This is a genomic window from Streptomyces sp. NPDC018031 (assembly GCF_044327625.1).
Classification (GTDB): Bacteria; Actinomycetota; Actinomycetes; order Streptomycetales; family Streptomycetaceae; genus Streptomyces.
On sequence record NZ_JBIRFT010000001.1, the window covers coordinates 1,404,390 to 1,431,335 of the forward strand.

Consider the following 26,946-nt stretch of genomic DNA (forward strand, 5'->3'; position numbering starts at 1 on the left):
GAGAGGTCTCCGCTTCACGCGGGCAGGCAGTTGATCCGATCATCACCCACCGGCGGCCGTGGGGCGGCGGTCCGGCGCGGGAACCGGGCCACCGTCACCCCGACGGCTCAGCGACCGGCCCCGGGGGCAGGCCGGCGAGTCGCCCCCGGGCGGCTCACGGGCGGTTGAACTTCACCTCCGGGTTCCCCGGGGTGGGCCCGGTGAGCAGCGGCTGCGGTATGCCGCGCAGCTGCTGGTCGAAGAAGGCGCCCACGTAGTCCCGGGTGATCTCCGCCGAGCGGGTGCCCGACAGTGGCGCCTCGGGGTCCGGCAGTCCCAGCTGCTCGCCGAAGACCGGCAGGTCGGTGAAGGTGAAGTGGCCGGAGCCGGTGACGGTCAGCCACCCCTTCCAGCCGTCCAGCCGCTGCCAGGCGCGCATCCAGCTGCCGTCCGTGCCGCCGGGCCGGTGGGTCTCGTCGTCGGTGCCGAGCATCAGGAACGGACGGCCGTCGAGCCCCTCCGGGGGCATCTCGGCGAAGAAGGTGCCGTCCATGTTGGCGCCCGCCCGCACCCGGCGGTCGGTGGCCATGGCCTGGGCGGCGCTGTTGCCGCCGATGGAGTGGCCGGCCGCGCCGATGCGCTTGCGGTCGATCAGGTTCGCGTGGCGCCAGGCCGGTTTCCGCCCGGTCAGCCGGTCCAGCAGGAAGCTGATGTCCTTCGCCCGGCCCTCGGCGACCGCGGCCATGCCGGTCTCCTTGGTCTTGGTGCAGGCGACGCAGGTCAGCATCCGCCCGCCGCCGTCCCCGCCGGGGAAGAGGGTGCCGACCGACTCGTAGGCGTGGTCGACGGCGGCGACCACGTACCCCCGGGAGGCAAGTTCCTCGGCGAGCAGGGTGAGGGTGTGGCGGGAGACGGTGAACCCGGGCGAGAGGACCACCAGCGGGTGCTTGCCGGGCAGCGGGCGGGCACCGGTCCTGCCGTGCGTGGCGACCGCGCTCACCGCCTCGGCGGGCACCACCCCGTCCAGCCGCCGGCTCTCCAGCAGCAGCCGGGCCTCCTCGGTGGTCATGTAGCCGGCGGGCGTGCCGCCACCGGGGCGGGCCGGGTAGTAGAGGTCGACCATCAGCTCCCGGGCGCCGGCCGCCGGCACCCACGGGTCGGGGCGGCCGCGGTCGGTCAGGTGGAGCGTGTCGCGGCCGATCGCGTACCGGCCGCCGGGGCTGGGCAGCCGGAGGTCCGGGACGGACCGGTCGGCCGGGTCCGCGGCGTCCGGGAGGGCCTTCGGGGCCGCGGCGGCACTCCCCGCGTGCGGCGCGGCGGCGGCGGTGCCGGCCGCGGCGACGGGGACGGAGAGGGTGAACGCGAGGGCGACGGCGATCGCCGTCTGTCGGATGTTCATCACCCTTCGAGACTAGGAACGCGGCGGGCCGGAATCGTCAGACCAAGGTCGCGTCACCACCCCCACCTTCGTCAAGTACCGCCCCTACGGGAGGCGTTCGGGTTCGTGCCGCACCGCTGCCGCCGGGTCCGGAGCGCTCGCGGGCACGGCTGAAAACCCGTCTCTTTTCCCGGTAACCGGCAGTAAAACTTGCGTTCGAACCGGGGCAGCGTGGTGGGATTGCGCGATGCGACCCCCCACACGCATGTCTTCACCCCCGTACAACTCCGCACCGCGCTCGCACCGGCGCAGACGCCGCCACGGCGGACGCGCCGAGCACGGGCGGCGGCCGTCCCCGGCCGACCCGGCGACCGGCGGACCGGCCGCCACCGGCACCGCGCTCGTCGACCCGGCGCCGCCCGGACCCGACCCCCACGACCCCGGCGCCCCGGCCGGACCCGACCGCCACGACCCCCACGACCCCCACGGCAACACCGCCCCGGCCGGATCCGGCACCGCGCCACCGGAGACGGACTTCCCCCGCGCCGCCCCGCCCGGCGCGCCCCACCCGCAGGCCCACCCGCAGGCCCACCCGCGACCCGAGTGGGCGCCCGCCCCCGGCCACCGCCAGGACCCCGGCGCGGCGGCCCTGCCGCGGAACCCCTACGAGGAACTGGCCGATCTGGCCGACCCGTTCGACCCCGAGGACCCGTTCGGGACCGGTCTCCGCCCCGCCCGCGGCCGGACGCGCGCCGGGACCGGCCCGGCCCCGGCGGACGCGGCGGGCGACGAGCCGTGGTCCCCGCCGAACCACCGGCGGATCCGGCGCGGCCGCAGCCGCTTCTCGCTCGTGCCGCGCACCGTCAAAGCGCTCGTCGCGCTCGCCGCCTGCGCGGTGATCCTGGTACTCGCCGACCGGTGCGCGGTGATGTACGCCGAACAGCAGGCCGGCCGGCAGGTGCAGCGGCAGCTGGGGCTGGCGACCGCCCCCGAGGTGGACATCCGGGGCTTCCCGTTCCTCACCCAGGTGCTGGACGGGCGGCTGGACCGGGTCGACGTCACCATCCCCGACGTGGCCGCCGACCGGGTCTCGCTCGCCAGGGTGCGGGCCAGCGCCCACGACATCCGGCTCGACGGCAGCCTGCCCGACTCCGTGACCGGGGCCGTGGTGGGCAAGGTCGACGGGGAGGTACTGCTCTCGTTCGACGACCTCAACCGGGAACTCGGCGCCTCCCAGGTCCGGTTCAGCCCGCTGGGCGACGACTCGGTGCGCGCCGTCGGCCGGCTCCCGCTGGCCGGGCAGGAACTGCGGCTGAACGCCCGGGCCCGCATCCGGCGGGACGGCGACCGGGGCGTCTCCACCGACGTCGGCGCCATGCGGCTGGACATCCCGGGGGTGGCCAGCTACCGGCCGGGCCGGCACGCCGGGCTGCGGCTGCACCCCGACACCGCCGAACGCATCAGCCGGGACGCGGCCAAGGCCAAGGCGATGCTGTCGGTGCCCGCACTGGCCCGGCGGCTCGGCGTGCCGCAGCACGCGGTGGACGAGGCGCTGAAGAGCGACCGGCGGCTGCACGACATCACCGGCTCGCCGCGTTTCGTCGAGCGGCTGACCCGGGTCAACCTGGTCGACCTGGTGGCCGGGCATCCCCGGCTGCTGGCCCGGCTCGGCGTGGACCCGAAGCTGGCGACGGCCCTGACCCGGCTGAAGCCGCCGGAGCTGTCCGAGCGGCTGGCCCTGTCCTTCCAGCTCCCCAAGCAGGCGGCCGGGCTGCGGCTGCGGGACATCACCGTGCAGCGCGACGGCATACGGGCCGACCTGGCGGCGGTGGACCTGAAACTGGGCCCGAAACGGCCCGCCTGACCCGGTCCACCGGCGTCCCCCGGCCCGCCTGACCCGGTCCACCGGCACCCCCGGCCGGGCCTCCGCGGCCCGGCCCGGGGGACGCCGCACCCGTCAGGCCGCGTCCGTCCCCTCCCGGCCGGCCCGGCAGGCGTCGGCGATCGCCGCGGTGTCCCAGTAGAACGGCCGGACCTCGGCGATCCGCCCGTCCCGGAACCCGATGGTCTGCAGGATCGGGAAGCGGAGTTCGCGCCCGGTGGCGCGGGCCCTGGCCCGCACCCGGGTCAGCACCACCGTCGGCTCGCCCACGGCGAGGAACTCCTGCTCCAGCAGCTCGAAGCTCTCCCACGTCTCGCTCATCGCGCGGAAGAACCGTTCCATCCCCTCATGGCCGCGCCACTCGCCCCCGTACGGCAGGGCGTCGGCCTGGTGGAGCACGACGTCGGGCGCGAAGTAGGGCGCCAGCAGCGCGAAATGGGCCCGGCCCGGGCCGCCCGCGGCCAGGTACCTGGCCTCCGCCTGGTACATGCCGGTGAGCACCGCCGGCGGGGCGAGCCCGGGGCCGGTCATCGTCGTCGTGTCGTTCGTTCCCGTCATACCGACAGCCTGACCGCCGCCGGCCGGCGGTGCTGGCGGCGATCGGACGTCGAGGTGCCCGCCGGGGCCCCGGCCCGGGGCGCACGGTGGGCGCCACCGGGCCGCCCGGGCCCCGCCGGGCCGCGGATCAGCGCAGCACCGCCGTGGTCATCGGGGTCTGGAGGTCCCAGCCGATCGACCGGTACAGCGCCCGCCCTTCCTCGGTCGCCACCAGCACGCCCAGCGCCGCCCCCTGCTCGGCCGCGATGGCGGAGAGCGCCGCCATCACCCGGCGGCCCAGGCCGCGGCGCCGGTGCGCGGGGTCGGTGTGGACCTGGTCGAAGACCGCGACGGACCGGGCCAGCGCCACCCGGCCGGCGGCCGCCGTCCCGCCGCCGGAGCGGATGCGCACATCGATCGCCCCGTCCCGCGCCACGCTCTCGATGACGTACCCCTGCGGGGCCGAAGCGGGCGCCGCCGGACCGACCCGCAGGCCGGACAGCGCCGCCGTCATCAGGAACTCCGGCTCCCCCACCTCCCAGGCGCCGGTGAGCAGCGGCACCACCCGCTCCCGGGAGGCGCACACCTTGAGCCGGACGCCAGGGGTGACGATGCCGCCCACCAGGTCGCGCAGGACCGTTTCGTCAGCGGCCGGCAGCACATACCGCACGGGCCGGCCCGGCGCGCCGTCCTCCACCCGGAAGCCGCCCGGCACCTCGATCGCCGCCGCGACACCCCGGGAGCGGGACCAGCCGTCCACCCAGGCGCGCACCAGCTCGCGGCGGACGGCCGCGGCGCCGCCCGGGGCCCCCGCCCGCCCCGCGCCGGGGTCCGTGTCCACACCCGCCGTCGCCGACGCCGAGGGGCTGACCCGCCCGGTGGGCGGGCCGGTCTCCGCGGCGGTGGCCGGGGAGACGTTCGTAGCCGTTGTGATCACATTCTCCACGCGGGCGATCCTAGGGCGGACGGAATCCGGCCACGGGTACGGTCCGTTCACGCCGGATCCCGGTCCGGCGGCGGAGTGGCCGCACCCGGCAGGCTCATCCGGGCGACCGTGCCGCCGCCCGGCGCCGGCCCCAGACCGACCTCGCCGCCCGCCGCCCGGACCGTGCGGGCCACGATCGACAGGCCCAACCCGGAGCCGGGCAGACTGCGGGCCGTCGGCGAGCGCCAGAACCGGTCGAACACATAAGGGAGTTCGTCCTCGGCGATGCCCGGCCCGTGGTCCCGTACGGTGACCCGCCCGGCGGCCAGCGCCACCTCGACCGTCCCGCCGCGCGGACTGAACTTGACCGCGTTGTCCAGCAGGTTCACCAGCGCGCGCTCCAGCGCGGCCGGTTCCGCCCGGACGTACCAGGGGTCGAGCGGCGCGGCGCGCACGGTCACGTCCGCGGCGCGCAGCCGGACCCGGCCGACGGCCGCGGCCACCACCTCGTGCAGCGCCACCACCGGCACCGGCCCACCGCCGGGCGGCGCCTCGGGCCGGGCCAGTTCCTGGAGGTCGCCGATGAGCGCGGCGAGTTCGGTCATCTGGGCGGTGACCGCGGCCAGCAGTTCCCGGCGGTCGTCCGGCGGCAGCGGGCGGCCGGTCTCCTCGCTCCGGGCCAGCAGTTCGATGTTGGTGCGGAGCGAGGTCAGCGGGGTGCGCAGCTCGTGCCCGGCGTCCGCGATCAGCCGCTGCTGGCGGAGCCGGGAGGACGCCAGCGCGGCGGTCATGGAGTTGAAGGACCGGGAGAGCCGGGCGATCTCGTCCTCCCCCTCCACCGGGATCCGCACCGCCAGGTCCTCGGTGCGGGCCACGTGCTCCACCGCGCCGGTGAGCTGGTCCACCGGACGCAGCCCGGTGCGGGCGATCCACAGACCGGCGGTGGCGGCCCCCACCACCCCGATCCCGGACACCAGCAGCATCACCAGCGCCAGCGTGCCCAGCGGATCGGTGACCTCGTCCAGCGGCCGGGACACCGACACGGTCAGCGCGTCGATGCCCTGCACCGGGGCCTTCAGCCGGACGTGCCGGGTGTGCACCCGGACGTCGCGGCCGTCCTCGGTGGTGCCGTCGTGGGTGGTCTCGGCGCCCGGCGGCCCCTGGGCGACCGCGACGTCCTCCCCCGTCACCGCCACCGCCTCGGCGCCGGGGGCCACACAGCTCGTGCCGTCCCCCTGGACGATCTGCACGAAGGCCCCGCCGGACCACAGGGCCCGGACCCGGTCGTCGCCGGGGTCCCGCCGGCCGGCGTCGCAGTCGGCGGTGAACAGCAGCGACAGGTCGACCTTCCGCGCGTCCTCGCGCAACCGCTCGTCCAGGGCGTCGCTGAGCTGCTCACGGGTGACGAACCAGCAGGCCAGCGCCGAGAGCGCGACCGCCACCGCCACCGCCACCGCGGTCAGCAGGGCGAGCCGGGAGCGCAGCGGCAGCCGCCGGAACCGGCGTGACACCCGGCCGGCCGGCCGGCTGCCGGTCCGGCGCGCGGCCGGCGGGCCGCCCGCGCCGGGCACCGTACCCGGGCCGGGCGCCGGCCCGCGTGACGGGCCCGGGGCCGGGCCCGTCACGGCGCCGCTCCGGCCCCGGCCCGCAGGACGTACCCCACCCCGCGCACGGTGTGCACCAGCCGGGGCTCACCGCCCGCCTCGGTCTTCCGCCGCAGATACATCACGTACACGTCCAGCGAGTTGGAGGCCGGCTCGAAGTCGAAGCCCCAGACGGCCTTGAGGATCTGCTCCCGGGTGAGCACCTGGCGCGGGTGCGCCAGGAACATCTCCAGCAGGGTGAACTCGGTGCGGGTCAGCTCCACCCGCCGGCCGGCCCGGGTCACCTCGCGGGTGGCCAGATCCATCCGCAGATCGGCGAAGGACAGCACCCCGGTGTCCGTCCCGTCCCGCCCCGACTCGCCGGCCCCGGCGGCCGCGTAGGAGCTGCGGCGCAGCAGCGCCCGGATCCGGGCCAGCAGTTCGTCCAGCTCGAACGGTTTGACCAGGTAGTCGTCCGCGCCCGCGTCCAGACCGGTGACCCGGTCCCCGACGGTGTGCCGGGCGGTCAGCATCAGCACCGGCACCGTGACGCCGGAGGCCCGCAGCCGCCGGGCCGCGGTGAGCCCGTCCATCCGGGGCATCAGCACATCGAGCACGATCAGGTCCGGCTCCCGGGCGGCGGCCTTCTCCAGCGCCTCCAGCCCGTCCGCGGCCGTCTCGGTGCGGTAGCCCTCGAAGTCCAGACTGCGGCGCAGCGCCTCCCGGACGTCCGGCTCGTCGTCGACGATCAGCACGCGGGCGGGGGGCTGCTGGTCGCCGTGGTCGGCGATGCTCATCACTACCTACCTCGGGTCGCCTTCGGGGGCACGGCTGCCTCCGGGCCAGCGTCGCACGCCCGGCGGGTGCGGGCTTCCCGCCACGGCCGGTGCCGGTGGCCCGGCCCCGCGGGGCGGATTCCCGGGCCCGCGGGGCGGGTTTCTCCGGGCCTGCCGGGCGGGTCTCGGGGCCCGGCGGCAGGGTTTCCGGATCTGCCGGTCGGACTTCCGGGTCTGCCGGTCGGACTTCCGGGTCTGCCGGCCGGGCTTCCGGGCCCGCCGGCCGGGTTTCCCAGTGCCCGCGTTTCCGGGCCCGCGAGGAGCCCGTCCGGCCGGCCCCGCCCCTGGGCAGCGGCCCGGGGGCGGGCGGGCCCGCCGGGTCAGTCGCCGGAGCCCGCGCGGAGCTTGGCGAGGTCCGCCTTGACGGTGTTCACCGGTATCGAGAAGCCCAGCCCCACACTGCCCGCGCTCCGGCCGGACAGCTCACCGGAACTCGGCGTGTACATAGCGGAGTTGATGCCGATCACCTGGCCCGCCATGTTGATCAGCGCGCCCCCGGAGTTGCCCGGGTTGAGCGAGGCGTCGGTCTGGATCGCCTGGTAGGTGGTCGTGGCGGAGCCCACCTCCCCGTTGTAGCGGCCGCCGCCGAACTCGAACGGCCAGTCGCCGGAGCCGTCACCCCGGTCGCGCCCCCGTTCCTGGTCGCTGGAGACGGTCACGTCCCGGTCCAGCGCGGAGACGATGCCGCTGGTGACGGTGCCGGTCAGGCCCTCCGGCGAGCCGATGGCCACCACCTGGTCGCCGACCCGCACCCGGTCCGAGTCGCCCAGGGTGGCCGGTTTCAGGTCACCGGCGCCGCTGACCCTGATCAGCGCGAGGTCCTTGCCGGCGTCGGTGCCGACCACCGAGGCGGTCTTCCGCCCGCCGTCGGAGAACCGCACGGTGATCTCGTCCGCGCCCGCGATGACGTGGTTGTTGGTGATGATCTCGCCGTCCTTGGTGATCACCACTCCGGAACCGGTGGACTCGCCGGAGCCGGACGTCGCCTCGATCTCCACGATGCTCGGCGCGACCGCCTCGGCGACCGCGGACACCCCGCCGCCGGACGTGGCACCGGTGTTGACCACAGGGGTGGGCGCGGTGCTCGTGGAGTCCTCGGCGGCCCGGCCGACCAGCGCGGCCGTGCCGCCGCCCAGCACCGCCGACACCACCGCGACGGCGACCAGCAGCGCGGCACCGCGGCGGTTCCGCCGCCGGCCCCGGCCGCCCCGGTGGTCACCGGCGAGCGCGTCACCGGCCGGCGGGTCACCGGCAGGAGGGGCACCGGCCGGCGGGTCACCGGCGCCGGGGGGCGGCGGCACGGCGGCCGCGGTCCCGCCCGGCCATCCGGACGCCCCGGGCGCCGCGCCCACCGGCGGCCGCGGCTGGTACGCCGGCGGCGGGGGCGGCGTGGCGGGGACAGGGGGCCGCTGCCAGGGGTCGGGGTGGCCGTCACTGGGGCGCGTGGTGTCCGTCATGCGTCCGACTGTGCGCGCGGCCCATGAGAATTCCATGAGAGCCCACTGAGAACCCTTGCAGAAGCGCGTATGCGCCGGATAAGGGCGACCGGAGCGGGCCGGGTCCGCGGGTCACCGCGCGGCGACCGGGGGGCCGGACGGCCCGCCGCGGCTCAGTGGCAGCCGCAGGAGCGCCGGACCACCAGCGCCGAGGGGAACTGGCGCAGCCGCTCCCGCCGCGAACCCACCACCCGCAGTCCGTCGTCCAGCACCAGGTCGACCGCGGCCCGCGCCATCGCCTCGCGGTCGGAGGCCACCGTGGTCAGCGGCGGATCGGTCAGCGCCGCTTCCTTCACGTCGTCGAAGCCCGCGACGGCCAGTTCGCCGGGCACGTCGATGCGCAGCTCACGGGCCGCCCGCAGCACGCCGATCGCCTGGTCGTCGGTGGCGCACACGATGGCCGGCGGCCGGTCCGGGCCGCTCAGCAGCTCCAGCGCGACCTTGTAGGCGTCGTAGCGGTTGTAGGGGGCCTGGAACAGCCGGCCCTCCACGGGCTTCCCGGCCTCCCGCATGGCCCGGCGCCAGCCCTCGACGTGGTCGGTGACCGGGTCACCGACGACCGGGGTCTCCTCGGTGCCGCCGAGGCAGGCCACGTACGGGTGCCCGTGCTCCAGCAGGTGGCGGGTGGCCAGGTGGGCGCCGCCCACGTCGTCCGTCACCACCGCGACGTCCTCGATCGCCTCCGGGCGGCGGTGCAGCAGCACCACCCGCGCGTCCCAGGCGTCTATCTCGGCGGCGGCGTGCTCGCTGGGGCCCTGGCTGATCAGGATCAGCCCGGACACCCGCATCCCCAGGAAGGCCCGGAGGTAGTGCACCTCGCGCTCGTCGAGGTAGTCGGAGTTGCCGACCAGCACCATCTTGCCGCGCTCGGCGGCCGCCTGTTCGACGGCGTGCGCCATCTCCGCGAAGAACGGCTGACGGGCGTCCGGCACGATCAGGCCTATCAGGTCCGTACGCCGGCTCGCCATGGCCTGCGCCACCCGGTCCGGCCGGTACCCCAGCTCCTTGATCGCGGCGAGTACCCGCTCGCGCGTGGCCGGTGCGACCGGCCTCGGTCCATTGTTGATGACGTAGCTGACGACCGCGGTCGAGGTCCCCGCCAGTCTTGCCACATCGTCACGCGTCACCTTGGCCACGCGCGGCAGTCTACGCGGGTCCACCTATCCCTTGACCGGTCGTGCCGACACCGGCTCCGGACGAGTCGTACGGCGGGGCTGCCCGGCCCCGTCCCGCGCACCGGAATCACCCGGTACCGCGCCGGATGCGGCTTTCGCCGCCGCCTTGGCCTTGGCCTCCTCCGCCGCGCGCTCCACCTTCTCCGGCGCGACGAACCGGTAACCGACGTTCCGGACCGTTCCGATCAGCGACTCGTGCTCCGGGCCCAGCTTGGCGCGCAGCCGCCGGACGTGCACGTCCACCGTACGCGTACCGCCGAAGTAGTCATAGCCCCACACCTCCTGGAGCAGCTGGGCCCGGGTGAAGACCCGGCCGGGGTGCTGCGCCAGGTACTTCAGCAGCTCGAACTCCTTGAAGGTCAGGTCCAGCACCCGGCCCTTGAGCTTGGCGCTGTACGTCGCCTCGTCCACCGACAGGTCACCGTTGCGGATCTCCATCGGGCTGTCGTCGGTGCTGATCTGCTGGCGGCCGGTCGCCAGCCGCAGCCGCGCCTCCACCTCGGCCGGCCCGGCGGTGTCCAGCAGGACGTCGTCCACGCCCCAGTCGGCGGTGACGGCGGCCAGCCCGCCCTCGGTCACCACCAGGATCAGCGGGCAGCCGGGGCCGGTCGACCGCAGGAGCTGGCACAGGCTGCGGACCTGCGGCAGGTCGCGGCGGCCGTCGATGAGGATGACGTCGGCTCCGGGGGTGTCCACCAGCGCCGGGCCCTCGGCCGGGGCGACCCGCACGCTGTGCAGCAGCAGGCCGAGCGCGGGCAGCACCTCCGTCGACGGCTGGAGGGCGTTGGTCAGCAGCAGCAGTGAACTCATCGGCCACCACCCGCCCCGGCGGTCGCCCAGCGGTCCGGGATGTCGAGGTCGTAGTCGAGGTCGAGGTCGTAGTCGCGGTCGCGGTCCTGTACGCGGTCCTGCACGCTTTCCGTCACCTTCAGCATCGTTGGCCGGCCTGGCTTGCCCATGACGTCGGTTCCTCCTCGGTCCCTGCCTGGGGGAGGGTGCGGCACTGCTTCGTACGGTTGCGGCTCCGCGCCCTGGAGCACGCTTGCGCTCACAGGCGCGGTACACGCCTCAAAGCACAAAAGGACCCGGGGGCTGCGTTGCCCGGATCCTCTTCCCAGCAGAATAGCCCACATGACCCGCGGATCAGAGGCCGAATCTGCACGCCGGGGTGTTCCCCCCGTCACGTCAGGCGCTCGGAGAGTGACGCTCCTGACCGACGACGGCGTCCCGATCGACGCCGCGTACACCCCCGGCGCGGGCCCGGCCGACGGACCGGCGATCGTGGTGGCACACGGGTTCACCGGCGCGCTGGAACGCCCCGTGCTGCGCCGGGCGGCGGCCGGCCTGGGCCCGGACGCGGCCGTGGTCACCTTCTCCTTCCGAGGTCACGGCCGGTCCGGCGGGCGTTCGACGGTCGGCGACCGGGAGGTCCGGGACCTCGCCGCGGCGGTCCGCTGGGCGCGTGAGATGGGTCACCGGCGGGTGGTGACGGTCGGCTTCTCCATGGGCGGCTCGGTGGTGCTGCGGCAGGCCGCGCTCTGCAACGGCGCCCGGCGCACCCCGGAAGGCACCGTCGAAATCCAGCCGGACGGGCCACGGCCGTCCGCGGAGCACCGGGAGCACGGAACGGGGCGCGCGGAGCACAGTGCACGGCGCACGGGGCGCGAATCCCGGGGCACGCGGAACCTCCAGACCGCCCCCGGGTGCGGCCCCGCCCTCCCGGCCGGCCTCCGCGACGACGCCCACCCGGACGCGGTGGTCGCGGTGAGCGCCCCGGCCCGCTGGTACTACCGCGGCACCGCGCCGATGCGCCGCCTGCACTGGGTGGTGACCCGGCCGACCGGACGGCTGGTCTCCCGCTACGGCCTGCGGACCCGCATCGCCCGCGACGACTGGGACCCGGTACCGCTCTCCCCGGTCGCCTCGGTGCCGATGATCGCCCCCGCCCCGCTGCTGATCGTCCACGGCGACCAGGACCCGTACTTCCCGCTGGACCACCCGCGGATGCTGGCCGAGGCGGGCGATCCGTCGTCCACCGAGCTGTGGATCGAGCGCGGCATGGGCCACGCGGAGAACGCGGCGACGCCCGAGCTGCTCGGCCGGATCGCGGCCTGGGCCACCGCGCACACCTGACCGGCCGCACTCACCGCCTGACCGGCCGCAGTCACCGCCCGGGGCCGGGCAGGCCCCGGCGCACCGGGGGCGGGGCGGCCCCGGCCGGACGCCCGGGCGGGAGGGGTCCCGCCGGAATCCCGGCCGGATCCCGGGCAGCCCGCCCCCGGCAGCCGGCCACCGGCGGACGGCCACCGGCGGACGGCCCGGCCGGGGAAGCCCGCGGCCCGGCCGGACCCCGGCGCACCGGGGCCGGGTGAGCCCGGCGGGCGCCCCGCCCCCGCCCGTCCGTGTGCCGCGCCGTGCCGCGCCGTGCCGCGCCGTGCCGCGCGGACGGGCCGGGCCCCCCGGAACCGGTTCCGCGGGTTCCGCCGGCCGGGCCCCGCGGACCCCGCTACCCCTCCGCCACCGGCTGGGCGAACTGCGCCTGGTAGAGCCGGGCGTACGCCCCGTCCCGCGCGAGCAGCCCGTCGTGGGTGCCCTGTTCCACGATCCGCCCGGCCTCCATCACCAGGATCAGGTCCGCGTCGCGGATGGTGGAGAGCCGGTGGGCGATGACGAAGCTGGTGCGCCCGCTGCGCAGCGACGCCATCGCGTGCTGGATCAGCACCTCGGTGCGGGTGTCCACCGAGCTGGTCGCCTCGTCCAGCACCAGGATCGCCGGCTCCGCCAGGAACGCCCGGGCGATGGTGATCAGCTGCTTCTCGCCGACGCTGACGTTGGACCCCTCCTCGTCGATCACCGTGTCGTAGCCGTCCGGCAGGGTGCGCACGAACCGGTCGACGTGGGTGGCCTTCGCGGCCGCGACGATCCGGTCCATGGAGGCCGACTCCGCGCCGTACGCGATGTTCTCCGCGATGGTGCCGCCGAACAGCCAGGTGTCCTGGAGCACCATGCCGATCCGGGACCGCAGCTCCTCCCGGGAGATCCCCGCGATGTCCTCCCCGTCCAGGGTGATCCGCCCGCCGCTCACCTCGTAGAACCGCATCAGCAGGTTGACCAGCGTGGTCTTCCCCGCGCCGGTCGGGCCGACGATGGCCACCGTCTGCCCCGGGCGCACCGACAGCGACAGGTCCTCGATCAGCGGCCGGTCCGGCAGGTACCGGAAGGAGACCCGCTCGAAGTCCACCCGGCCGGTCACCCGCTCGGGGCGCGGCCCGGAGCGCTCCGCGTCCGGGCTCTGCTCCTCGGCGTCCAGCAGCTCGAAGACCCGCTCCGCCGAGGCGACACCGGACTGCAGCAGGTTCGCCATCGAGGCGACCTGGGTCAGCGGCTGGCTGAACTGCCGCGAGTACTGCACGAACGCCTGCACGTCGCCGATGGAGAGCGAACCGCTCGCCACCCGCAGCCCGCCGACGACCGCCACCAGCACGTAGTTGAAGTTGCCGATGAACATCATCGCGGGCTGGATCATGCCGGAGATGAACTGCGCCCGGAAGCCCGACTCGTACAGCTTCTCGTTCTGCTCGCGGAAGGTCTGCGCCGACTCCCGCTCCCGTCCGAAGACCTTCACCAGCGAATGGCCGGTGTACATCTCCTCGATGTGCGCGTTGAGCGCGCCGGTGGTCTTCCACTGGGCGACGAACTGGGGCTGCGCCCGCTTGCCGACCTTCGCGGCCACCAGCACCGACACCGGCACCGTCACCAGCGCGACCAGGGCCAGCAGCGGCGAGATCCAGAACATCATCGCCAGCACGCCGACGATGGTCAGCAGCGACGAGATCGCCTGGCTGAGCGTCTGCTGCAAGGTCTGGCCGATGTTGTCGACGTCGTTGGTGGCCCGGGACAGCACCTCGCCGCGCGGCTGCTTGTCGAAGTACGACAGCGGCAGCCGGGCCAGCTTCTCCTCGACGTCCCGGCGCAGCCGGTACACCGCCCGCTGGACCACCACGGTGTAGACCCGGGCCTGCACCAGGCCGAGCACCGAGGCGGCGACGTAGACGCCCAGCACCCACAGCAGCACGGTGCCGATCGCGTCGAAGTCGATGCCCTCGCCCGGCACCACGTCCATCGACGCGATCATGTCCGCGACGGTGGAGTCGCCCTCGTCCCGCAGCCGCTCCACGGCCTGCGCCTTGGTCTCGTCGGCCGGCAGCTGCCGGCCGACGATGCCCTCGAAGATCAGGTCGGTGGCGTCGCCCAGCAGCTTGGGGCCGATCACCGTCAGCGCGATGCTGACCACCGCGAAGGCCAGCGCCACCAGCATCAGGGCCCGTTCGGGGCGGAAGGTGGCGAGCAGCCGGCGGCCGGACCCGCGGAAGTCCATCGACCGTTCGGCGGGCTGGCCGCCCATGAACCGGGCCGCTCCGGCGGCCGGCGCCGGTCCTCTGCGGGGGGCCGGGGTTCCCTTGCCCGGTGCCGCGGTCATGCCGCCTCCTGCTCGGTGAGCTGGGAGAGCACGATCTCCCGGTAGGTCTCGTTGTCCGTCATCAGTTCGGTGTGGGTGCCGGTACCGACGACCCGGCCCTCGTCGAGGACCACGATGCGGTCCGCGTCCCGGATGGTGGAGACGCGCTGGGCGACGATCACGACCGTCGCGTCCTCGGTACCGGCGGCGAGCGCCGCCCGCAGCCGGGCGTCGGTGGCGTAGTCCAGGGCCGAGAAGGAGTCGTCGAACAGGTAGATCGAGGGGCGCCGGACCAGGGCCCGGGCGATCGCCAGCCGCTGCCGCTGCCCCCCGGACACATTGGCCCCGCCCTGGGCGATGGGGGCCTCCAGCCCGCCCTCCATGGCCGCCACGAAGTCCTTGGCCTGTGCGGTCTCCAGGGCCTGCCACAGTTCCTCGTCGGTGGCGTCCGGGCGCCCGTACCGCAGGTTGGAGGCGACCGTGCCGCTGAACAGGTACGGCTTCTGCGGCACCAGCCCGATCGCCCCGGACAACGCCTCGGGGTCCAGGTCCCGCACGTCCACACCGTCCACCCGCACGCTGCCGCCGGTGGCGTCGAAGAGCCGGGGCACCAGCCCGAGCAGCGTCGACTTGCCGCTGCCGGTGGAACCGATGACGGCGGTGGTCCGGCCCGGGCGGGCGATCAGCGAGACGTCCCGCAGCACCGGCTCCTCGGCGCCCGGGTAGCGGAACTCCACCCCGGTCATCTCCAGCAGCCCGCGCCGGGTCCCGGCCGCCGGGCGCACCGGGGTGCTGGGCGGCACCACGCTCGTCCCGGTGTCGAGGACCTCCTGGATGCGCTCGGCGCACACCTCGGCGCGCGGCACCATCATGAACATGAAGGTGGCCATCATGACGCTCATCAGGATCTGCATCAGATAGGAGAGGAACGCGGTCAGCGCGCCGATCTCCATGTCACCGCTGTCGATGCGGTGACCGCCGAACCACACCACCGCGACGCCGGCGGCGTTCACCACCAGCATCAGGGCGGGGAAGAGCAGCGCCATCAGCCGCCCGGCGCGCAGCGAGACGTCCAGCAGCTCGGCGTTGGCCACCTCGAACCGCTCCCGCTCGTGCCGGTCGCGGACGAACGCGCGGATCACCCGGATGCCGGTGATCTGCTCGCGCAGCACCCGGTTGACCGTGTCGATGCGCTCCTGCATGCCGCGGAAGAGCGGCCGCATCCGGCGGACCAGCAGCACCACCACGGTGCCGAGGACCGGGACGATCAGCAGCAGCAGCCCGGAGAGCGGGACGTCCTGGTCCAGCGCCATGACGATGCCGCCGACACACATGATCGGCGCGGACACCATCAGGGTGAACGCCATCAGGCACAGCATCTGGACCTGCTGCACGTCATTGGTGGTGCGGGTGATCAGCGAAGGGGCGCCGAAGCGCCCCATCTCACGGGCGGAGAAGGACTGCACCCGGTCGAAGACCGCGGCCCGCACATCGCGGCCGAGGGCCATCGCGGTGCGGGCGCTGTAGTAGACGGCTCCCACGGAGCAGAGGATCTGCAACAGCGTGACGGCCGTCATCAGGCCGCCGATCCGCAGGATGTATCCGGTGTCCCCCTGCACGACACCGTTGTCGATGATGTCGGCGTTGAGGCTCGGCAGGTAGAGGGTGGCCAGCGTCTGCACCAGCTGGAGCAGGACGATCAGCACGATGGGTCGGGAGTAGGGCCGCAGTCGGGCACGTATGAGTCGGACCAGCACACCGGAACCCTAGGCGTGACTCGACAGCGCGTCCGATGGATTTCCCTTCTCTTTCCCCTTCTTCCAGGTCTTTCCGGCGATTCGCCGCGACGGCCCGCGCCGGCGATCCGGCGCGGCCTCGGGACGGCCGGCGGGCGGGCGGGCCGCCGGCCGCCGCGTCGTGGCGAGTGACGGACGCCATGGCCGAACACGGTCGCTCCCTGCAACGTGTTGACTATGGACTGTCATGACCGATCGCTAGAGTGACGTCCGGGACTTCGGGGGTCGGCTGCATGGGGGGAAGTCATGTCCGCACACGAAGACGGGACGGCGCTGGCGTCGGCGTCGGGGTCGGAGTCGGGGCCTGGATCGGGGTCGGAGTCGTCAGGGTGGCCGTCCGCTCTCGGCGACCGGCTGCGCAAGGGATTCGACGCGACCTCGGAGGTCGCCGACGCCACCGCTGACCTGGCCACCGAGCTGTCATCGTTCACCACGTTCCAGAAGCGCGTGGACCAGCTGATCGTGGACCTCAAGGGCTCCGAGGCCGGCCCGGGCAAGGTGGGGAAGGAACAGCTGTCACGGCACCAGTTCGGTGGCGGCGACGGTCACTTCGTCGAGGCGGCCGACCTCTACGGCTCCTACGAAAAGGTCATCACGGAACTGGAGAAGCTCTCCAAGATGCTGTCCGACTCCATCGAGGGCATGGGCATCGCGGTACTCGCCTCACACAAGGGCTACGCGCGGTTGGACGTGGACGTCCGGGACCGGATGGCCGCGATCGCCGAGGAGACCGAGAGGCACTACGGGGGCGAGTACGTCCCCGACACCAGGCAGGGCCACGGCAGGAACGACGGTGACGAGCGGAAGAAGTCGGAGCAGCCGTCGTTGGGCGACAACTCGGAAGGCGGCATCTGATGGGCGCTGGCACGAACTCCGGCCGCACGGGTGGGGGCCGCACATCCTGGGACTCCATGACTTACGAGCAGATGCTCGCATGGCTGGACCAGGCGGATTCGCCCATGGTGCACGGGGCCGCGGACCGGCTGCGCACGGCCGCCGAGGAGCTTGAGAAGATCGGCGACGAACTCAAGATCCGCCCGCAGTACGTGTCGTGGAAGGGTGAGGGGGCGGAAGCCTTCCGCACCTGGAGCGCCGACCTGGCCAACGCCACGCTGCGCCTGGGCGAGTTCAGCAAGGAATCCGCGCGCTGGCTGTCCCGGGCCGCAGGCATGATCACTGAGGTCAAGTCGGCGTTCCCGCACTCCGCAACCACCGGGGAAGCGCAAGCCAATCTGGACGCGGCCGAAGCCGCACCCAACGACCCGGACGCGGACGCGGTGGCGCGCAAGTCCAGCGGTGAACTGAAAGGACTCGCGGCCGACAAGGAATACCGGCGCCAAGAGGCCATCCATCAGATGGAGCGACTCGCGAACGTGTACGGGACGTCTGTCACAGAGATGGACAAGCTGGAGCGGCCCAGGGTCCCGCCGCCACCGAAGGCTATTCAGCCCGCGACTGAGAGGCGCGGTGAGGTGGTGTCCCACGGAATCAGCAATTCGGGCGCATCATCTCCAGGGAATGCGACCGGCCTCTCTCCTTCCTCCGGGTTGCAACGCCCGGTCGAGCCCGCGGGAGTCTATGCTCCGGGCGCCTCAGCCCCGCATGTACCAGAAATGCGAGGGCCGGAAGCAGACTCGGGGAGGGACACATCTGACGCGGTCACGCGTCCAGCACCCAGCGACTCGGGCGCCGTGGGCATGGAGATTGACACGATCACACCGCCATCGCCCACCTTGCCGTCTGGCGGGCCCCCGCTGGACTTTCCGAACGGCGGTAGGCCCGACCTCGGACGGCCTCAGCCCATGGACATGATTCCACCGATGGTGGGCGGCGGTCCGCCCCCTCCGAGCTCGGGACGGAACGCGTTCACTGGCGACCGTCCTCCGATACTGCCTGGGCAGGGCCGTCTACCGGAGTCTGGTGCAGGGCGTCTACCGAACAACCCCGGCCCCACTGTCGGCGGTCAGGGGACACCACGGGATGCCGGACGCTCAGCAACTGGAGGGCGTCCGCCGATGGTCCCCGGATCAGGCCCGATGGGCCCTGGACCCGGACAAACGCCGAGGAATAACGGCGTCGTCGGCGGCCGCCCCGTTCCTCAGCCGCCAGGACGCGCGACCGGGCTGCCCCGCGGCACCGTCATCGGTGGTGAGGCCCCGGGGGCGTACGGCCGAGGCCCCATTGGCACCACGGCCGGCGGAGGTACCAGCAGACTGGACACTGAGCGCCGTGGGGGCGCACCCCAGCGCCGACTCCCGAATCCGGCCACGGGGATCGTGGGCGGCCGACCGCAGCAGGCGTCTTCCCCTGGTCGCTCGTTCACTCCCGGCGGCTCAGGGCTGGTACACCACAACGGCAATCCGGACGATGGCTCCGAGCGGACCGGCGAGAACCCACATGCCGGGCAGCAGGATGATCGGAGGGCTGATCCTCCGGCCGGTGACCGACCTTGAACAGCGAGATTGAAAGGAAGCGCATGCCTGCCGGGGACAACCGAGGTAACCGACTCAGGCGTGCTGTCGCCGCAGCTGTGGGACTACTGCTGTTCGGCAGCACGGCGAGCCCCGCGCACGCGGATTCGATCCGATCACGGCAGTGGTACCTCACCGCCATGGAAGCCGAGCAGATGTGGCTGACGAGCACCGGCAAGGGCATCACGGTCGCCGTCATCGACACGGGCGTTGACGACGATCTTCCGGATCTGCGAGGACAAGTACTACCCGGCAAGGATCAGGCACCGGAATCACCCGGCGACGAACACACGGACTACGACGGTCACGGAACGACCATGGCTCTCCTTATCGCGGGCACCGGAAAGGACGCCGCCGGCAACGGCACCTTCGGCCTCGCACCCGGAGTCAAGATTCTCCCTGTCCGGGTGCCGGATCATGGCCTTGACGCCCCTCGACACAACAAGGAATACAACGAAAACCTCAGCAAAGGAATCCGCTATGCGGCCGATTCCGGCGCGCGCGTGATCAACATCTCTCTGGGGCAATTCAAAGGATCAGACCAGCTCACCGCCGCCGTGAAGTACGCCCTCGACAAGGGTTCCCTGATCTTTGCACCGACGGGTAACGATGGCACCTCGAGCCTGGAATATCCCGTGGCAACCCCGGGAGTTGTGGGGGTCGGGGCAGTTGGAAGGGATCTCCGTAGGACGAAAGAGTCCAACTGGGGTCCACAAGTGGACATGGCCGCCCCCGGCGACGAGATGTTCCACATTTGCTCAAACGGTACTGAACTTTGCGAGTCACACGGCACCAGTGACGCCACCGCCATCGCCTCCGCCAGTGCCGCCCTGATCTGGGCCGAGCACCCGGACTGGACCAACAACCAGGTCCTGCGGGTCATGCTCAACACCATCGGCGGCCCGACCAGCGGCGCCAAGCGCACCAACGCCATCGGCTACGGCATCGTCCGCCCCCGGATCGCCCTCAAGGACCCCGGCGACCCCGGCCCCGCCGACGTCTACCCGCTGCCCGACCTCAAGCAGGCCGAGACCCCGCCCCCCAAGCCCTCGGCTCCCACGTCACCCGAGCCGTCCGGATCGCGATCCCCGGCGGAGGACAAGGCCGCCCCCGCCGCCACGGGAGGCGACGACGGTGGCGTGGACTCGACGGTCTGGATCGCCGCGGGCGTGGGCGGCGCGGTGCTGGCCGCCGCGGTGCCCGCCGGCTTGGCCGTCCGCAGGCGCCGCGCCGCCACCGCGTATGCCCGAGTCCACGGGACCGGGAGCGGGCCCTGACGTCCCTGACTCGGTTCCGCGTCTGATACCCGAAGTCCCCGACGCCGTGGACCTGCCGACCGACGGTCGGCCCGACATCGGCATGCCACGCCCTGGGTACGGGCTCCCACCGGTCGTGGGCGACGGCCCGCCTTCTGGGGGCACAGGACGCCACACGATGCCCTCAACCGTCCTCAAGTACTGCCCGGGCGAGGGCTACCGGAGCCGGGAGCCGGACGTCTGCCGGGCGGCAGCGGTCCGATCCTGGCTGGCTGCTCAAGGCGGTTCCCGGGGGCCCGGGAGATCACCGTTGGGAGGCCGTCCTCCGATGTTTCCGGAGCGGGGCCGGTCGGCCCGGCCCCGTACACCTCGCGAAGCAACGGCGTCGTCGGCCGCCGACCGACCGTGAAGAGCCAGACCGAGAGGGAACGTATGTCCACCAGCACCCATGGGAGTGGCCGACTGCGGGCTGCTGCCTCGGGCATCGCGGGGCTGCTGCTGATCGGCAGCGCGGCGACCCCCGCGCACGCGGAGTCGATCCGTTCACGGCAGTGGTACCTCACCGTGATGAAGGCCGAGCAGATGTGGGAGACCAGCACCGGCGAGGGCATCACGGTCGCCGTCATCGACTCGGGCGTCGACGCCGATATCGCCGACCTCCAGGGGCAAGTACTTCCCGGCAGGGACGACGCACCGGAGAGGCCCGGCGACGAGCACACGGACTACGACGGTCACGGAACCACCATGGCCCTCCTCATCGCGGGGACCGGCAGGGCGAACGGGGGCCAGGGCACCTTCGGACTCGCACCCGGCGCCAAGATCCTGCCGATCCGCCTGCCCTGGGTGGAGGACGCCAATCTGCGCTCGAAGGAGTTCAACGCGAATCTCAGCAAGGGCATCCGTCATGCGGCTGATGCCGGCGCCCAGGTGATCAATATCGCGAGCGGGTCGTTCAAGGGGTCGGATCAGCTCACGGCCGCCGTGAAATACGCCCTCGACAAGGGCTCACTCATCTTCGCCTCGACCGGCAACGACGGCACTTCGGATGTCGGGTTCCCCGTGTCGACGCCCGGGGTGGTGGGGGTCGCGGCCATCGGCAGAAATCTCCACAGGACCAGCGAGTCCAACTTCGGCCCGTACGTGGATGTCGCCGCGCCCGGCGACGAGATGTACCACGCCTGTCCGAACGGCATCGACCTGTGCAGGTCCCATGGCACCAGTGACGCCACCGCCATCGCCTCCGCCAGTGCCGCCCTGATCTGGGCCGAGCACCCGGACTGGACCAACAACCAGGTCCTGCGGGTGATGCTCAACACCATCGGCGGCCCGACCAGCGGCGCCAAGCGCACCGACGCCATCGGCTACGGGCTCGTCCGCCCCCGGGTCGCCCTCAAGGACCCCGGCGACCCCGGGCCCGCCGACGTCTACCCGCTGCCCGACTTCAAGCAGGCCGAGACCCCGCCCCCCAAGCCCTCGGCTCCCACGTCACCCGAGCCGTCCGGATCGCGGTCCCCGGCGAAGGACGAGGACAAGGCCGCCCCCGCCGCCACGGGAGGCGACGACGGTGGCGTGGACTCGACGGTCTGGATCGCCGCGGGCGTGGGCGGCGCGGTGCTGGCCGCCGCGGTGCCCGCCGGCCTGGCCGTCCGCAGGCGCCGCGCCGCCGCCGCGGCGTCATCTCAGGTGACGGCCGCGGCACCCGGGCCGGGGAACCGGCCGTCCGGCGGCGGCACCACCTGGAGGCCGTGACCCGCCCGCACGGCCGGGCCCGGGCGGCCAAGTGGCCGGGCGGCCGGGCCGCCGCAGGGGCCCGCGACCGATCACCCGCCCGGGACGCGGCGGTCCCGCCGATGGACTTTCCCTCTCCGGCAGCACGTCATCATGGAGGCGGTAACCGCCGCGGCGGATGACATGGAAAGGGGTCGCGATGGTGACAAGCGACACGACGGACCGGCCCGGCGGCACCATCCGGTACTGGGCCGCCGCCAAGGCCGCGGCCGGCACCGCGGAGGAGCCGTACGCCGCCGCGACGCTCGCCGACGCGCTGGAAGCGGCCCGGCAGCGGCACACCGCCCGTCCGGAGTTCGCCCGGGTGCTGCTGCGCTGTTCGTTCCTGGTGGACGGCGAGCCGGTCGGTACCCGCGACCACACGACGGTCACATTGGCGGAGGGCAGCACGATCGAAGTGCTCCCGCCGTTCGCAGGAGGGTGAGCCCGCAGCCATGAGCAACCAGCCGCAGTCTCCGGACCCGGGCCGTCACGAACCGGACCCGTACCGGCAGCCGCAGCCGCAGTCCCCGGCCGACGACCCGTACCCGCCGTATCCGGCCCAGGGGGCGGACGGGGCGCACGGTCACGCGCCCGGCGGGTACAACACCGCTGCCCCCGGGCAGGCCGCGTACGAGCCCCACGGGCAGCACGACGCGTGCGGACGGCACGACGCGTACGGGCAGCCGGCTCAGCACGACGGATACGGACAGCAGGGGCCGTACGGGCAGCAGGCACCGCACGGGCAGCAGGGGTATCCGGGGTCATACGACCAGTCGGCGTATCAGGAGCCTCAGGCACACCAGGACCAGCACGGGTACCAGAGCCAGCAGGGCTACCAGGACCCACAGGCGTACCAAGGCTCGCAGGGGTATCAGAACCCGCAGGGTTACCAGAGCCCGCAGGGATACCAAGACCCTCAGGCGCACCAGAACCAGCAGCCGTACCAGGACCCGCAGGCGTACCAGGCCCAGCAGCCGTACCAGAACCCGCAGGGCTACCAGAGCCCGCAGGCGTATCAGGACCCGCAGGGCTACCAAGGCCGGCAGGGGTACCAAGACGCTCAGGCCCACCAAAGCCATCCGCAGGCGCACCAGAACCAGCAGCCGTACCAGGGCCAGCAGGCCCACCAGAGCCGGCAGCCGTACCAGGGCCAGCAGGGATACCAGGACCCGCAGCCGTATCAGGACCCGCAGGCGCAGCACCCGCAGCAGGCGCACCACGCCGCGCAGGATGCCTGGGCCGGGCAGCAGCAGCCGGTGACCGCGCACACCGGCGCCGACACCGCCTACTTCCCGCCGCAGGCCGCCGGTCACGCCGCGCCGGGCCACGCCGCACCGCAGTCCGCCCCCGGCCACCCGGAGGGACAGCGGCCCGCGCCGGTCCCGGCGTCCGGCGCCCCGGGCGGCACCGCCGGGCAGTCCGGCGACGCTCCGGCCGGCACCGCGGGGCAGGCGCCCGGGGGCGGGCGGCCGGCCGGGGCCGAACCGCCGGGGAGCGCGGCGGAGCCGGCCACTCCGGCGAAGCCGCTCACCGCGGCGCAGCGGGCGCGGGCCGAGGGCCGCTCCCCCATCATCGACCCGGGCATGACGCCCGCCCTGCTGACCGCCGCGATCGCCGGTCTGCTGGCGGCCACCGCCTCGCTGCCCCGGCCCGCGACCGCCGCCGTGGTGGTGCTGCTCCAGGCCGTCACGGCGGCCGGGTGGTTCCGGCTCAACGGCATGTGGCCGGCGCGGCAGGGCATCGCGCTCGCCTTCGCCGGCGGGCTCGCCGCCGACATCGGGCTGCTGGCGACCGACCGCGAGGACGCGCCGACGGTCGTCATCGGCACCCTGGGCGTCTGGCTGCTGCTCGTCATCGTCCTGCAACTGCGCAACCGCAGCTCGGCCGACGAGCGGATGTACAGCCTCACCGCGACCACCGCCTCGACCGCCGTCACGGTGATCGCGGCCGGTCACCTGGCCACCGCCGCCGAGTCCTCGGACGCGGTGGCGGTGGGCGCGGCGGCCGTCGCCATCGCCGCGATCGCCCGGGCGGTGCCGCTGCCCACGGCGGTCTCGGTGGTCCTCGCGCTGCTCGCCGCGGCGGGCGCCGGGGTCGGCGCCGGGCATCTGACGGGCATCGGCACCGCCGAGGCCGCGGGCCTGGGCCTGGCGGCCGGGGTGTGCGCGCTCATCGGGCTGCGGGTGGCGAGCTACGACTACCCGTCGCGGTTCGTCCACATGACCGCCGGGGTGGCGCTGCCCCTCGCGGCGGCCGCCCCCGCCGTGTACCTCATCGGGCGGGCCATCGGCTGATCGCCGCGCCCCCGTCCGTCCCGCGCCCCGCGGGCCTGCCCGGCACCGGCCGGGCGGCCGGCGGGGCGCGGTCTTCCGCCGGGCGGCGCACCTCTCCGGTTAGGCTCGCATGCCGCGGGCAGGCGCCCGCCGACAACCACTGGGGGGACGAGGATGACAGACGCTGCGCACACCACCGACGAGACGGGTCCGGCCGGCGGGGCGAACCCCGCTCACCCGCCGCTCCCGCCGCGGCCGGCCGGCGCCGCGGCTCCGGGGGGCGGGGCGGGGGCCGGGAACCCGGGGGGCCCGGCGGGCGCGCCGGCCGGGACGGACGGAGCGGGCTTCGCCCCGGGCGCCGGGCCCGCGGGTCCGGGGCACCCGCCCGGGCCGGCCGGGACGGCGGCCATGCCCGCGGTGGCGCCGCCCGGCGCGGACCCGTACGGCGGCGGACCTCTCGGGGACGGGCCCGGCGGCGACGGCCCGCACGGGGAGGGGCCGTACGGCGGCGGGCCGCACGGGGACGGCGACCGGCGCCCGCCGAAGCGGAAACGGCGCGGCCGCGGGCTGATCATCACCCTCGTGGTGCTGGGCGGCCTCTTCGTGGGCGCGGACCGGCTCGCGGTGAACTTCGCGGAGTCCAAGGCCGCCGACGAGCTGAAGAGCCGGGAGGGGCTGAACATCACCCCCGAGGTCTCGATCAAGGGCTTCCCGTTCCTGACCCAGGCGTTCGGCAAGGAACTGGACGAGGTCGAGATCAACCTGGACGGACTGGTGACCGACACCGGCGACGGCCGTCGGGTGACGGTCACCGAGCTCCGCGCGGTCCTGCACAACGTGCGGATCGGCGGCGACTTCTCCTCCGCGACCGCGGACCGCGCGTCCGGCCGCGCGCACATCAGCTACGCGGACCTGTCGGCCGCCGCCGGCCCCGGTATAGAGGTCGGCTACGCCGGCAAGAGCGCCACCGGCAAGAGCCTGGTCAAGATCACCGGCAAGTTCATGGGGCTGCGCGTCAGCGCCAACGGCACGGTGTCCGTCGTCGACGGCAACACCATCAGGCTGCGCGCCAACGCCATCCCGGACAGCATCCCGGGCAAGTGGGAGCAGCAGGTCCGGTCCCGTACCGACTTCGACCGGAAGGTGGACGGCCTGCCCTCCGGGATGCGGCTGGACGGCGTGGAGTCCACCCGCGAGGGTGTGGACATATCCATCGCCGGCGAGCAGGTGAGCCTGGCCGGCTGAGCCACCCGGGGAACCGGCCGGCCGCCGGTGCCCGTCCGCGACGCGCCGCCCGCCCCCGTGGTGTGGCGGCGCGCCGCGTTCCACGGGCTGAGACAGGTGCGTCCGTACGGTAGATCCACGGCGCCCTGCCCCCGGTCGGCGGGGTCCGCGGAGCCGCGGCACCGGACCCTCATCCCACATTTCAGACGATCGTGTCTCATCATTCGACACACCGGTGACACGCCCGCCCGACCGTCCCTACGATCGGACGCATGCAGAGCTGGATCAGCGGTCCCCGTCACCGGGACCAGGCGGAACTCACGAAGCGGCGGGCAGTCGACCTGTGCCGCGTCGCCGCCATGCTCTGTCCCACCGTCTGACCCGGCTGGGTGGCCCCGCCCATCCGCCCGCCCGCTCAGGGCTGCCCGACTCCGCGCACGGGGGTGTCCCCGGCCCCCGCCGAGGGAACCGCGCTCCATCGCCCCGCCGTACCGCCGTGCGTCCCGTACTGCCCCGCACCGCCGCAACTGCCCCGGAGGAGAGAACAATGAGCCGCAGTGACGTCCTGGTCGACGCCGACTGGGTCCAGGCCCGGATCGACGACCCGAAGACCGTCATCGTCGAGGTCGACGAGGACACCTCGGCCTACGAGAAGAACCACATCAGGAACGCCGTCCGGATCGACTGGAAGCAGGACCTCCAGGACCCGGTGCGCCGCGACTTCGTGGACCAGGCCGGTTTCGAGAAGCTGCTCTCCGAGAAGGGCATCGCCAACGACGACACGGTCGTCCTCTACGGCGGCAACAACAACTGGTTCGCGGCCTACGCCTACTGGTACTTCAAGCTCTACGGCCACCAGGACGTCAAGCTCCTCGACGGCGGCCGCAAGAAGTGGGAGCTGGACTCCCGCGACCTGGTCGCCGAGGTGCCGTCGCGCCCGGCCACCGAGTACAAGGCCAAGGCCCAGGACGCCTCGATCCGCGCCTTCCGCGACGACGTGGTGGCCGCGATCGGTTCGCTGAACCTGGTCGACGTGCGCTCCCCCGACGAGTTCTCCGGAAAGCTGCTGGCCCCCGCGCACCTGCCGCAGGAGCAGTCGCAGCGCCCGGGCCACGTGCCGACCGCCCGCAACATCCCGTGGTCGAAGTCGGCCAACGACGACGGCACCTTCAAGTCCGACGAGGAGCTCAAGGCCCTCTACGAGGGCGAGGGCGTCGACCTGTCGAAGGACACCATCGCCTACTGCCGTATCGGTGAGCGCTCCGCGCACACCTGGTTCGTGCTGCACGAGCTGCTCGGCCAGTCCAACGTCAAGAACTACGACGGCTCCTGGACCGAGTACGGCTCCCTGGTCGGCGTGCCGATCGAGCTCGGCGCCCACAGCTGACCCGAGCGGTCCGGCTATCCCGTCACCCCCGACCGACTACGACCGAAGGACATCAACATGTGTGGAGCCAAGGCCGGCGGCCCCGACGCCTCGTCCGTCAAGCCCGGTGAGACCACCATCCAGGGTTCGGTGACCCGCGACGGCGAGCCCGTCACCGGTTACGTGCGCCTGCTGGACAGCACCGGCGAGTTCACCGCGGAGGTCCCCACCTCCGCCACCGGACAGTTCCGGTTCTACGCCGCCGAGGGCACCTGGACCGTGCGCGCCCTCGTCCCGGGCGCGACCGCGGACCGCACCGTCGTCGCCCAGAAGGGCGGACTGGCGGAGGTCGCCATCGCCGTCTGAGCCGTGCGCACCGGCTCAGCGAGACGAGGGCCGCACCCCGGGGTTGGACGCCTCGGCGGGGTGCGGCCCTCGCCGCATGCCCGGAAACCCCCGGCCGTCGGCGAGGCCCCGGAGCCCCGCCGTCGCCGGGCTCCCGGAACCCCCGGCCGTCGCCGCCGGGCCACCGGAACCCCC

General features: G+C 73.7%; 21 protein-coding genes. 11 read left to right on the top strand and 10 right to left on the bottom strand.

The window, feature by feature from the left end:
* Positions 1 to 154 precede the first annotated feature (154 nt).
* On the bottom strand, positions 155 to 1,378 hold the full coding sequence (locus ACH4B3_RS06015) for an alpha/beta hydrolase family protein (protein WP_398461458.1): 1,224 nt from the start codon (positions 1,376 to 1,378) through the stop codon (positions 155 to 157).
* A gap of 244 nt (positions 1,379 to 1,622) precedes the next feature.
* On the opposite strand from ACH4B3_RS06015, the gene ACH4B3_RS06020 reads away from it, so the two are divergent.
* The gene (locus ACH4B3_RS06020; RefSeq protein WP_398461459.1) at positions 1,623 to 3,221 is read left to right on the top strand and encodes an LmeA family phospholipid-binding protein; all 1,599 of its coding nucleotides are present in this window, start codon (positions 1,623 to 1,625) and stop codon (positions 3,219 to 3,221) included.
* Between the two features lie 93 nt (positions 3,222 to 3,314).
* Here ACH4B3_RS06020 and ACH4B3_RS06025 read toward each other — a convergent pair whose 3' ends face one another.
* The 7 genes from ACH4B3_RS06025 to ACH4B3_RS06055 all read right to left on the bottom strand — a co-directional run bounded on the left by ACH4B3_RS06025 (position 3,315) and on the right by ACH4B3_RS06055 (position 10,601).
* Positions 3,315 to 3,797, bottom strand: coding sequence for a nuclear transport factor 2 family protein (locus ACH4B3_RS06025; RefSeq protein ID WP_398461460.1), 483 nt, complete (start codon positions 3,795 to 3,797; stop codon positions 3,315 to 3,317).
* A gap of 127 nt (positions 3,798 to 3,924) precedes the next feature.
* Entirely contained in the window at positions 3,925 to 4,722 is a 798-nt protein-coding gene (locus tag ACH4B3_RS06030) for a GNAT family N-acetyltransferase (RefSeq protein WP_398461461.1), read from the bottom strand.
* Positions 4,723 to 4,769: 47 nt separating this feature from the next.
* Complete coding sequence (locus tag ACH4B3_RS06035; protein WP_398461462.1) at positions 4,770 to 6,212, bottom strand: ATP-binding protein; 1,443 nt, start codon at positions 6,210 to 6,212, stop codon at positions 4,770 to 4,772.
* Between the two features lie 110 nt (positions 6,213 to 6,322).
* Entirely contained in the window at positions 6,323 to 7,081 is a 759-nt protein-coding gene (locus tag ACH4B3_RS06040) for a response regulator transcription factor (protein WP_398461463.1), read from the bottom strand.
* A 359-nt stretch (positions 7,082 to 7,440) separates the two neighbouring features.
* Positions 7,441 to 8,577 carry a S1C family serine protease gene (locus ACH4B3_RS06045; protein ID WP_398461464.1) on the bottom strand — a complete coding sequence of 379 codons (1,137 nt, stop codon included), beginning with the start codon at positions 8,575 to 8,577 and terminating at the stop codon, positions 7,441 to 7,443.
* A gap of 152 nt (positions 8,578 to 8,729) precedes the next feature.
* The gene (locus ACH4B3_RS06050) at positions 8,730 to 9,752 is read right to left on the bottom strand and encodes a LacI family DNA-binding transcriptional regulator (RefSeq protein ID WP_398461465.1); all 1,023 of its coding nucleotides are present in this window, start codon (positions 9,750 to 9,752) and stop codon (positions 8,730 to 8,732) included.
* 24 nt (positions 9,753 to 9,776) lie between these two features.
* Entirely contained in the window at positions 9,777 to 10,601 is an 825-nt protein-coding gene (locus tag ACH4B3_RS06055; RefSeq protein WP_398461466.1) for a response regulator transcription factor, read from the bottom strand.
* Between the two features lie 321 nt (positions 10,602 to 10,922).
* Between ACH4B3_RS06055 and ACH4B3_RS06060 the strand changes: the two genes are divergently transcribed.
* A complete protein-coding gene (locus tag ACH4B3_RS06060; RefSeq protein ID WP_398461467.1) occupies positions 10,923 to 11,924 on the top strand; it encodes an alpha/beta hydrolase in 1,002 nt (333 codons plus the stop codon).
* Positions 11,925 to 12,297: 373 nt separating this feature from the next.
* Here ACH4B3_RS06060 and ACH4B3_RS06065 read toward each other — a convergent pair whose 3' ends face one another.
* Together ACH4B3_RS06065 and ACH4B3_RS06070 are read right to left on the bottom strand one after the other, a co-directional pair.
* Entirely contained in the window at positions 12,298 to 14,271 is a 1,974-nt protein-coding gene (locus ACH4B3_RS06065; protein ID WP_398461468.1) for an ABC transporter ATP-binding protein, read from the bottom strand.
* Positions 14,268 to 16,007: an ABC transporter ATP-binding protein gene (locus ACH4B3_RS06070; RefSeq protein ID WP_398461469.1), complete on the bottom strand. Its 1,740-nt coding sequence runs from the start codon at positions 16,005 to 16,007 to the stop codon at positions 14,268 to 14,270. Before ACH4B3_RS06070 ends, ACH4B3_RS06065 begins: the two co-directional genes overlap by 4 nt.
* 285 nt (positions 16,008 to 16,292) lie before the next feature.
* Here ACH4B3_RS06070 and ACH4B3_RS06075 point away from each other — a divergent pair, with 285 nt between their 5' ends.
* The 9 genes from ACH4B3_RS06075 to ACH4B3_RS06115 all read left to right on the top strand — a co-directional run bounded on the left by ACH4B3_RS06075 (position 16,293) and on the right by ACH4B3_RS06115 (position 26,772).
* Positions 16,293 to 16,901: a hypothetical protein gene (locus tag ACH4B3_RS06075; protein ID WP_398461470.1), complete on the top strand. Its 609-nt coding sequence runs from the start codon at positions 16,293 to 16,295 to the stop codon at positions 16,899 to 16,901.
* Positions 16,902 to 18,657: 1,756 nt separating this feature from the next.
* Positions 18,658 to 19,794, top strand: coding sequence for a type VII secretion-associated serine protease mycosin (gene mycP, locus ACH4B3_RS06080; RefSeq protein ID WP_398461471.1), 1,137 nt, complete (start codon positions 18,658 to 18,660; stop codon positions 19,792 to 19,794).
* Positions 19,795 to 20,205: 411 nt separating this feature from the next.
* Positions 20,206 to 21,522 (top strand): type VII secretion-associated serine protease mycosin, encoded by a 1,317-nt coding sequence (gene mycP / locus ACH4B3_RS06085; RefSeq protein ID WP_398461472.1) that lies wholly within the window; start codon positions 20,206 to 20,208, stop codon positions 21,520 to 21,522.
* A 178-nt stretch (positions 21,523 to 21,700) separates the two neighbouring features.
* Positions 21,701 to 21,985 carry a MoaD/ThiS family protein gene (locus ACH4B3_RS06090; RefSeq protein WP_398461473.1) on the top strand — a complete coding sequence of 95 codons (285 nt, stop codon included), beginning with the start codon at positions 21,701 to 21,703 and terminating at the stop codon, positions 21,983 to 21,985.
* Positions 21,986 to 21,995: 10 nt separating this feature from the next.
* Positions 21,996 to 23,837 (top strand): hypothetical protein, encoded by a 1,842-nt coding sequence (locus ACH4B3_RS06095; protein WP_398461474.1) that lies wholly within the window; start codon positions 21,996 to 21,998, stop codon positions 23,835 to 23,837.
* A 387-nt stretch (positions 23,838 to 24,224) separates the two neighbouring features.
* Positions 24,225 to 25,061, top strand: a complete 837-nt coding sequence (locus tag ACH4B3_RS06100; protein ID WP_398461475.1) for a DUF2993 domain-containing protein — start codon at positions 24,225 to 24,227, stop codon at positions 25,059 to 25,061.
* 251 nt (positions 25,062 to 25,312) lie between these two features.
* Complete coding sequence (locus ACH4B3_RS06105) at positions 25,313 to 25,420, top strand: putative leader peptide (protein WP_398461476.1); 108 nt, start codon at positions 25,313 to 25,315, stop codon at positions 25,418 to 25,420.
* 167 nt (positions 25,421 to 25,587) lie between these two features.
* Positions 25,588 to 26,427, top strand: coding sequence for a sulfurtransferase (locus ACH4B3_RS06110; protein WP_398461477.1), 840 nt, complete (start codon positions 25,588 to 25,590; stop codon positions 26,425 to 26,427).
* Between the two features lie 57 nt (positions 26,428 to 26,484).
* Positions 26,485 to 26,772 carry a DUF1416 domain-containing protein gene (locus tag ACH4B3_RS06115; protein WP_398461478.1) on the top strand — a complete coding sequence of 96 codons (288 nt, stop codon included), beginning with the start codon at positions 26,485 to 26,487 and terminating at the stop codon, positions 26,770 to 26,772.
* The last annotated feature ends 174 nt before the right edge of the window (positions 26,773 to 26,946 follow it).

What these genes read in the sequence shown, in the direction of transcription:
- ACH4B3_RS06115 (WP_398461478.1), top strand. Translation starts at nt 26,485, where the DNA reads ATGTGTGGAGCCAAGGCCGGCGGCCCCGACGCCTCGTCCGTCAAGCCC.
- ACH4B3_RS06045 (WP_398461464.1), bottom strand. Translation starts at nt 8,577, where the DNA reads ATGACGGACACCACGCGCCCCAGTGACGGCCACCCCGACCCCTGGCAG.
- ACH4B3_RS06075 (WP_398461470.1), top strand. Translation starts at nt 16,293, where the DNA reads ATGTCCGCACACGAAGACGGGACGGCGCTGGCGTCGGCGTCGGGGTCG.
- ACH4B3_RS06110 (WP_398461477.1), top strand. Translation starts at nt 25,588, where the DNA reads ATGAGCCGCAGTGACGTCCTGGTCGACGCCGACTGGGTCCAGGCCCGG.
- ACH4B3_RS06095 (WP_398461474.1), top strand. Translation starts at nt 21,996, where the DNA reads ATGAGCAACCAGCCGCAGTCTCCGGACCCGGGCCGTCACGAACCGGAC.
- ACH4B3_RS06040 (WP_398461463.1), bottom strand. Translation starts at nt 7,081, where the DNA reads ATGAGCATCGCCGACCACGGCGACCAGCAGCCCCCCGCCCGCGTGCTG.
- ACH4B3_RS06055 (WP_398461466.1), bottom strand. Translation starts at nt 10,601, where the DNA reads ATGAGTTCACTGCTGCTGCTGACCAACGCCCTCCAGCCGTCGACGGAG.
- ACH4B3_RS06100 (WP_398461475.1), top strand. Translation starts at nt 24,225, where the DNA reads ATGCCCGCGGTGGCGCCGCCCGGCGCGGACCCGTACGGCGGCGGACCT.
- ACH4B3_RS06015 (WP_398461458.1), bottom strand. Translation starts at nt 1,378, where the DNA reads ATGAACATCCGACAGACGGCGATCGCCGTCGCCCTCGCGTTCACCCTC.
- ACH4B3_RS06105 (WP_398461476.1), top strand. Translation starts at nt 25,313, where the DNA reads ATGCAGAGCTGGATCAGCGGTCCCCGTCACCGGGACCAGGCGGAACTC.
- ACH4B3_RS06020 (WP_398461459.1), top strand. Translation starts at nt 1,623, where the DNA reads ATGTCTTCACCCCCGTACAACTCCGCACCGCGCTCGCACCGGCGCAGA.
- ACH4B3_RS06060 (WP_398461467.1), top strand. Translation starts at nt 10,923, where the DNA reads ATGACCCGCGGATCAGAGGCCGAATCTGCACGCCGGGGTGTTCCCCCC.
- ACH4B3_RS06065 (WP_398461468.1), bottom strand. Translation starts at nt 14,271, where the DNA reads ATGACCGCGGCACCGGGCAAGGGAACCCCGGCCCCCCGCAGAGGACCG.
- ACH4B3_RS06025 (WP_398461460.1), bottom strand. Translation starts at nt 3,797, where the DNA reads ATGACGGGAACGAACGACACGACGACGATGACCGGCCCCGGGCTCGCC.
- mycP (WP_398461472.1), top strand. Translation starts at nt 20,206, where the DNA reads ATGTCCACCAGCACCCATGGGAGTGGCCGACTGCGGGCTGCTGCCTCG.
- mycP (WP_398461471.1), top strand. Translation starts at nt 18,658, where the DNA reads ATGGAAGCCGAGCAGATGTGGCTGACGAGCACCGGCAAGGGCATCACG.
- ACH4B3_RS06090 (WP_398461473.1), top strand. Translation starts at nt 21,701, where the DNA reads ATGGTGACAAGCGACACGACGGACCGGCCCGGCGGCACCATCCGGTAC.